We start from the raw sequence: 5,746 nt of genomic DNA, 5'->3' as shown, positions 1-5,746 counted from the left end.
GTCTTCGAAGCGCCGGTTGTTCAGGCTGAAATTGTTCTGGATCGTCTGGTAGCGTGCCGTGCCAAGGCGCTCGGCGGTGGCGAGGCTTTTCATCAGGCCCCAGGCATTCTCGTTGCTGCAGCCGATGATGCGGATGAGACCGGCGCGGACCAGTTCGTCCAGGGTTTCCATTGTCTCGTCAAAGCCGGTGCCATGATCGGGCCAGTGCGTCTGGTAGAGGTCGATATAATCCGTATCGAGGCGTTCGAGGCTGGCCTCAACGGCGCGGGTAATATTGTGGCGGTCCATGGCGGTCATGCCGGCGCGCTGGGAGCTCTTGATCCAGCCGTGCGAGGGGCCGGACACTTTGGTGGCGATGATCAGGGAGTCCCGGTCCTTGGTTTTCATCCACTTTCCGACGATCTCCTCGGTGCGCCCGGCCCATTTCGGATCCGGCGGCACGGGATAGTTTTCCGCCGCATCATAGAAATTGATGCCGGCATCATAGCATTCGTCGAGAATGCGCATGGCTTCCTTCTCGTCGGTCTGGGACCCGAAGGTCATTGTGCCCATGCAGATGTCGGACACATAGATGGCGCTCTTGCCAAGACGACGTGTTTTCATGTTTTCCTCCCCGGAATGTCAGGTTTCGCGGCAAGCGTAACGGCTATTTCCGCTGGCACCATAGCCTGGAACCCTCAGCATGTGCGTTCCCCAGCGGAAATGCAGCCGGCAGCCTCAAGAATGTCGAGTGCCTCCGCCATGCCAGGGGCGTAGCGCTTCCAGCGCGCAACGGATCCCATGTAGAGCGGTTGTCGCACCTGGGCCGCGCTGGCGGTTGCAACGGGCGCCGTGTTTTCGTGGAAATCGAGGCAGGCGGCTTCGAAGGGCAGGCCGCAAAAGTCCAGCAGGCGACGGGTCTCGCCTTCGATATCAGCCACGACATTTTCATAGTGGACGTCGCAATAGCGATCGGATGGCAACGTGCTGGCAAAGTCGGCCATCATGCGGTCGAAGCCGACATAATAGTGAGCGGTCGCTGCCAGGCTGTAGGCGTAATTGTAGTAGGAGAAACTTGTCGCGAACATCTGTCGGTAATTGCTCAGGACGGTATCAGCCGGATGGCGCCTCAGGCAAATGACCCGTGCGTTCGGCAGGGCAGCCAGGATGATCGGGGCGTAGAATGCATTGAGCGGCATCTTGTCTATGAACCGGCCGAACAGACGCTGCGTGCGCGACACGCCGTCCATATAGGCCTTGCCGAGCTCGGCAAGGTCCACCCCGGAAGCGGCGATCAGGGTTTCCGGGTCCAGCACATGGTTCGATCCTGTCGCGGCCATCCGCTTCAGGAGGAGGCCGAAATCCGTCAGCTCTCCGGCAGATGTGACTTCGCTGTGGTTGGACAGGATACGGTCAACCAGCGTGGTACCGGTGCGTGGCATGCCGACGATGAAAATGGGCTCGGCGGATGCGTAACCGGATATGTTCGCCAGCTGCGCGGGCAGGCTGCGAGCAGCGGCAAACACGGCGGCGTCGGCGGACGGATCATGCCGGGTCGTGGCGCGCTTTGCGGCCTTGGCGCGGTGCAGCCAATCGAGCGCTTCGGCAGAATGGCCGAGATCCTCATGCGCCTTTGCGAGGGCGTGCCCGATGCGGAGGGCATCGTCTGGATCCGTCCGGGTTGCCTCAAACGCAGCCTCAAGTTCGGAAACCATGTTTTCCTGCTCCGACTGGCGCGTGATCTGGACAATCGAGGACAGCGCGCGCGTTTCCAGCGGATCGATTTCAAGGCACTTGCGATAGGCTTCTCGCGCCGCAGCCATGTCGCCAAGGAATTGAAGGGCTGCACCGTGATTGTAGTGGTAATTGGCAACGTCCGGCGCTGTTCGCGTCGCACACGCGTAGAACGGCGTGGCGCGGGCGTGCAGGCCAGCCCGGCTGTAGACGACGCCGAGCGTGTCCAAAGTGTGCGCGTCTGGTGGCGAAAGCGCCGCAGCGGCGTTCGCCGCACGAAGCGCTTCTTCCCGGCGCGAACGTGCAATCTCGCTTCGCGCGAGTTGGGCGAATGCCGGCGCATGATGCGTGTCCAGTAGGGTGGCACGGGTGAACAGTTCAACCGCCTTTGCATGATTGCCGTGATCGGCTGTGAGTATGCCGAGGAGATAGTAGGCCTGCGCCGATTCCGGATTGCGGTTCAGTTCTTCCAGGCAAAGTGCGTGTGCGGGTTTGTACGCTTTTGCGGCGAGAAGACGCTCTGCCTCTGCCAGACGGGCGCTTCCTGTTTGAGGGCGTGATGTGTTGAGCAGGGCGGTTGTCCTGTTTTTGGGCAGATTTTTCCGACTATGCCCATTTTGGCGCGCGTTTTCCAAAAAGAGAAGCCTGCTGTGACGGCGGCTTGCACCCAGTGAGGCGCCTGAGACAATTTTATGCGTGAGGCGAGGAAGACTGATGAGGAACCGAACAATGAAAATGTCACTTCTGAAAACAACGAGCGCGTTGGTGCTTGTTGCCGGCGCGGCCCTTGCCGCCCAGGCACAGGAAACGATCGACGATACGGAGCTTCGCGCGCAGACGATTACCGTTACCGCGACCCGCCGTGCCGAGAGCATCCAGGACATTCCACTGAACATCGCAGCAGTTGGCGGAGAACAGATCGAGGAACAGGGTTTCGACGAGCTGGCCGACGTGCTGGCATATGTCCCGGGCATCAACGTGGTTGATCGTGGTGGCCGCCAGGGCAACCCGATCATCGTGCGCGGCCTGAACGCTGATGGTCTCGGCTCGGGTGATGGAAACAATAATGGCGGCGGTACGGTTGCGACATATGTCGGCGAGATTCCGCTCTATGTCGACCTGAAGCTCAACGACCTTGAACGGGTCGAGGTCCTGCTCGGACCCCAGGGCACGCTCTACGGTGCCGGTACGCTGGGCGGCGCCATTCGCTATATTCCGAAGAAGCCGGATTTCGCGGGCGATTCGCTCGATGTCCGCACCGAGGTTTCACAATATTCCGAAGCAGACGATATCAGTTACGAGGCGGGTCTGACCTTCAACAAGACGCTGGCGCCAGGTTTTGCGATCCGCGGTTCGGTCGATTTTGAGAACGATTCAGGCTTTACCGACTATCCTTTCATCGTGCGGGAAATCGGTGTGTCCGACGCCGACCCGGACTTCAGCGACCCTGCGGACGTGGCCGCCAACCTTCGCCGGGTGAATGATGCCGACGGTGAGGAAGTCATCTCGGGCCGTATCGCGGCGCGCTGGGAACCGACTTCCTGGCTCGATGGCACGCTGACCTATTATCTCCAGAAGTCGGACATCGAGGGCCGGCGCGGTTCGAGCGCGCGGTCGACCGTGCCGGCTGGCGAATATGAACTCGCCAAACGGGTCGAAGAGCCGAACGAGATAACCAACCAGCTGCTTGCACTGGAAGTAACTGCCGATCTCGGTTTTGCCGAGCTTACATCGGCGACCGGTCTTTCGCGGTTTGACGATGATGGACAGCGCGACCAGAGCGACCTGCTGATTACGCTCGAATACAGTTACGAGGCCTTCCCGACCTTCACGTCCTTCACGCACGAGAAGGGAAGGGAGAACACATTCAATCAGGAAATCCGGCTCGTTTCGACGACCGACAGCCGGTTCAACTGGATTGTCGGCGCGTTCTACAATGATGCGGATGTGACATCCTATTCGCAGGAATATACGCCGGGCTATGCTGCCTATGTCGGTTTCGACCGCCCGGACGATCTCGAATACTATTCCCAATTCTATTCGAAGCTGAAGGAATCGGCGATTTTCGGCGAGATTGGCTATGACATTACCGACAAATGGAGCGTCAAGGTCGGCGGCCGATACTACAAGTATGACCTTGAATCTTTCAGCGACGTGGATTTCCCGCTGTTTGACGCGGGGCCGGACTATCTCATGCCGGTGGGCCTTAGCGCCATGGAAGACAGCCTGAAAGCTGACTTTGCCGCAGGAAGCCCGAATGGGACGGAGCGTACGTCTCAATCGGACAATGGCACGCTGTTCAAGTTCAATACATCCTATCAGGTGACGGACGACCTGCTGACCTATTTCACGCTTTCTGAAGGCTACCGGATCGGCGATTCGAACGGCATTGGTGTCTGTCCGGAGTTCGATCCGCTGGACAATCAGCAGGGCGCCTGTGCGTTGCTGCCGGGCCAGCAATTCGGGTCTGGGCCGAACGATGTCTCGACCCGCGATGAAACACAGTTCCTTCCGGACACGACGACGAATTATGAGGTCGGTTTCAAGTCGACCCTGGATGGAGGCCGGATCACGCTGAATGGCGCCTTCTACTATGTCGAGTGGAGCGACCCGCAGCTCTCGTCAGCCACGATCAATGCGTCGCTTCCGATCACGGTCAACGCGGATGGTGCCGAGTCCAAAGGTGTCGAATTCAACGGTACCTGGCTGGTCAGCGATGCCTTGTCGCTTCGCGGCAGTTACAGCCATACCGAAGCATCGCTCACAGCGCCGGCCCCCGGTCTGGTCGGTACGATTTCACCACCGGGTTTCGGCAGTGTGCTGCTTGACGGTCGCGACGGCGACCGGTTGCCGGGGTCGCCGGAGGACCAGTTTGCGGTGTTCGGAACTTATGTTCATGCACTGGCCAACGGGAAAGAGCTGACGTTCAACGGCGGATATGCCTGGCAGGGCGACGTGCTGACACGCACCGGCGGCCTTGGCGACGGCATTACGCTGGACAGCTATGGCGTGGCCAACGCCTCGGCCGTGTATGATACCGGCCCGTGGCAGGCGACCCTGTTCGTGAACAACGTGTTCGACGAGTATTATGAGACGGGCGTTGTCGGCACGCCCCTGTTCAACCAGGTCCTTGCCGATGATGATGGCGGACCGGTCTATGTGCGCACGTTCTACACTTTCGTCGGTGCGCCGCGCACGATCGGGGTGCGCCTGAACTACAGCTTCAAGTAGCCCGCAGCGACACAAGGAACCGGAAGGCCGCCTCTGGGGGCGGCCTTTTCACTGGATCTCCTGCAGGGACGCGAAGTCCAACACGTCGCATGCATGGCCCGTCGATTCGACAAAGCGCCTGAAATCATCCCGCGATATGGCCGTCGTGGCGGTGTTCGTCAGCGGGTGGAAGTTGACCGGATCGGCCGTGAACAGCGCGGCATCGGCAATGAAGCGGACCTTGCGGCCCGTGTCATTCATCAGGGCGAAGGCCGTGACCGAGCCCGGCGTGACGCCCAGAAGCGCCAGCATGTCCCCGGGAGAGCCGAAGGAGAGGCGTTTGGTGCCGATATGGCGGTGAAGCTGGTTGAGGGCGATCTGCGTGTGCGCCTCGGCCGAGATGAGGATGAAAGCGCCGTCCTTGTCCTTCAGGAACAGGTTCTTGGTGTGAACGCCCGGCATGGCCGCCTTGAGATCGGCGCCCTCGGCAACGGTGAAGACGGGTGCGTGCCAGTGCGTGCGGTGTGCAATGGCGAGGCCATCGAGATAGGTGAGCAGGTCTTCAGGGCTTGCAGTCATCCAGCACTTTGGGCCAAGACTTTCCTTTAGCGTCAAGCCTTCCGGAAAGATTTATCCCCATGCGTCTCGAATGCTATAAGATACATGATGTTGCCCCGGAGATCGTGCCGGGCCGCAGCCAGCGCGAATGGATGGATGCCTTCCCGGACCGCCACCCCTATCGCTGCCTGCCGCTGACCATGGCGAACTCCACCGGCTGGGAAATCCTCTGCCCGATGGACATCAAGATCGTGTGGAATGGCGG

The 5,746-nt window shown here is 60.2% G+C and carries 5 protein-coding genes; 2 read left to right on the top strand and 3 right to left on the bottom strand.

Translation table 11 applies throughout. The features are described 5' to 3' along the window. Positions 1-603 (bottom strand): aldo/keto reductase (locus VR74_RS05530; protein WP_045695084.1); only part of this gene is annotated, 603 nt, incomplete at its 3' end. A gap of 74 nt (positions 604-677) precedes the next feature. Further along, on the bottom strand, positions 678-2,348 hold the full coding sequence (locus VR74_RS05525; protein ID WP_299949679.1) for a tetratricopeptide repeat-containing sulfotransferase family protein: 1,671 nt from the start codon (positions 2,346-2,348) through the stop codon (positions 678-680). Between the two features lie 94 nt (positions 2,349-2,442). On the opposite strand from VR74_RS05525, the gene VR74_RS05520 reads away from it, so the two are divergent. Continuing rightward, positions 2,443-4,944, top strand: coding sequence for a TonB-dependent receptor (locus VR74_RS05520; protein WP_299949677.1), 2,502 nt, complete (start codon positions 2,443-2,445; stop codon positions 4,942-4,944). Positions 4,945-4,992: 48 nt separating this feature from the next. Here VR74_RS05520 and VR74_RS05515 read toward each other — a convergent pair whose 3' ends face one another. Continuing rightward, complete coding sequence (locus VR74_RS05515) at positions 4,993-5,502, bottom strand: prolyl-tRNA synthetase associated domain-containing protein (protein WP_045695081.1); 510 nt, start codon at positions 5,500-5,502, stop codon at positions 4,993-4,995. A gap of 59 nt (positions 5,503-5,561) precedes the next feature. Here VR74_RS05515 and VR74_RS05510 point away from each other — a divergent pair. After that, a partial coding sequence (locus VR74_RS05510) for a DUF6065 family protein (RefSeq protein ID WP_045695080.1) occupies positions 5,562-5,746 on the top strand: 185 nt, incomplete at its 3' end.

The sequence above is a fragment of the Hyphomonas sp. BRH_c22 genome (assembly GCF_000961795.1).
GTDB lineage: Bacteria > Pseudomonadota > Alphaproteobacteria > Caulobacterales > Hyphomonadaceae > Hyphomonas.
The sequence above is the reverse complement of the archived record's forward strand: the minus strand, read 5'-3'. Positions and strand labels throughout refer to the sequence as shown.

Bases quoted from the DNA above. Each gene is read 5' to 3' on its own strand.
- VR74_RS05515 (WP_045695081.1), bottom strand. From the start codon at position 5,502: ATGACTGCAAGCCCTGAAGACCTGCTCACCTATCTCGATGGCCTCGCC.
- VR74_RS05520 (WP_299949677.1), top strand. From the start codon at position 2,443: ATGAAAATGTCACTTCTGAAAACAACGAGCGCGTTGGTGCTTGTTGCC.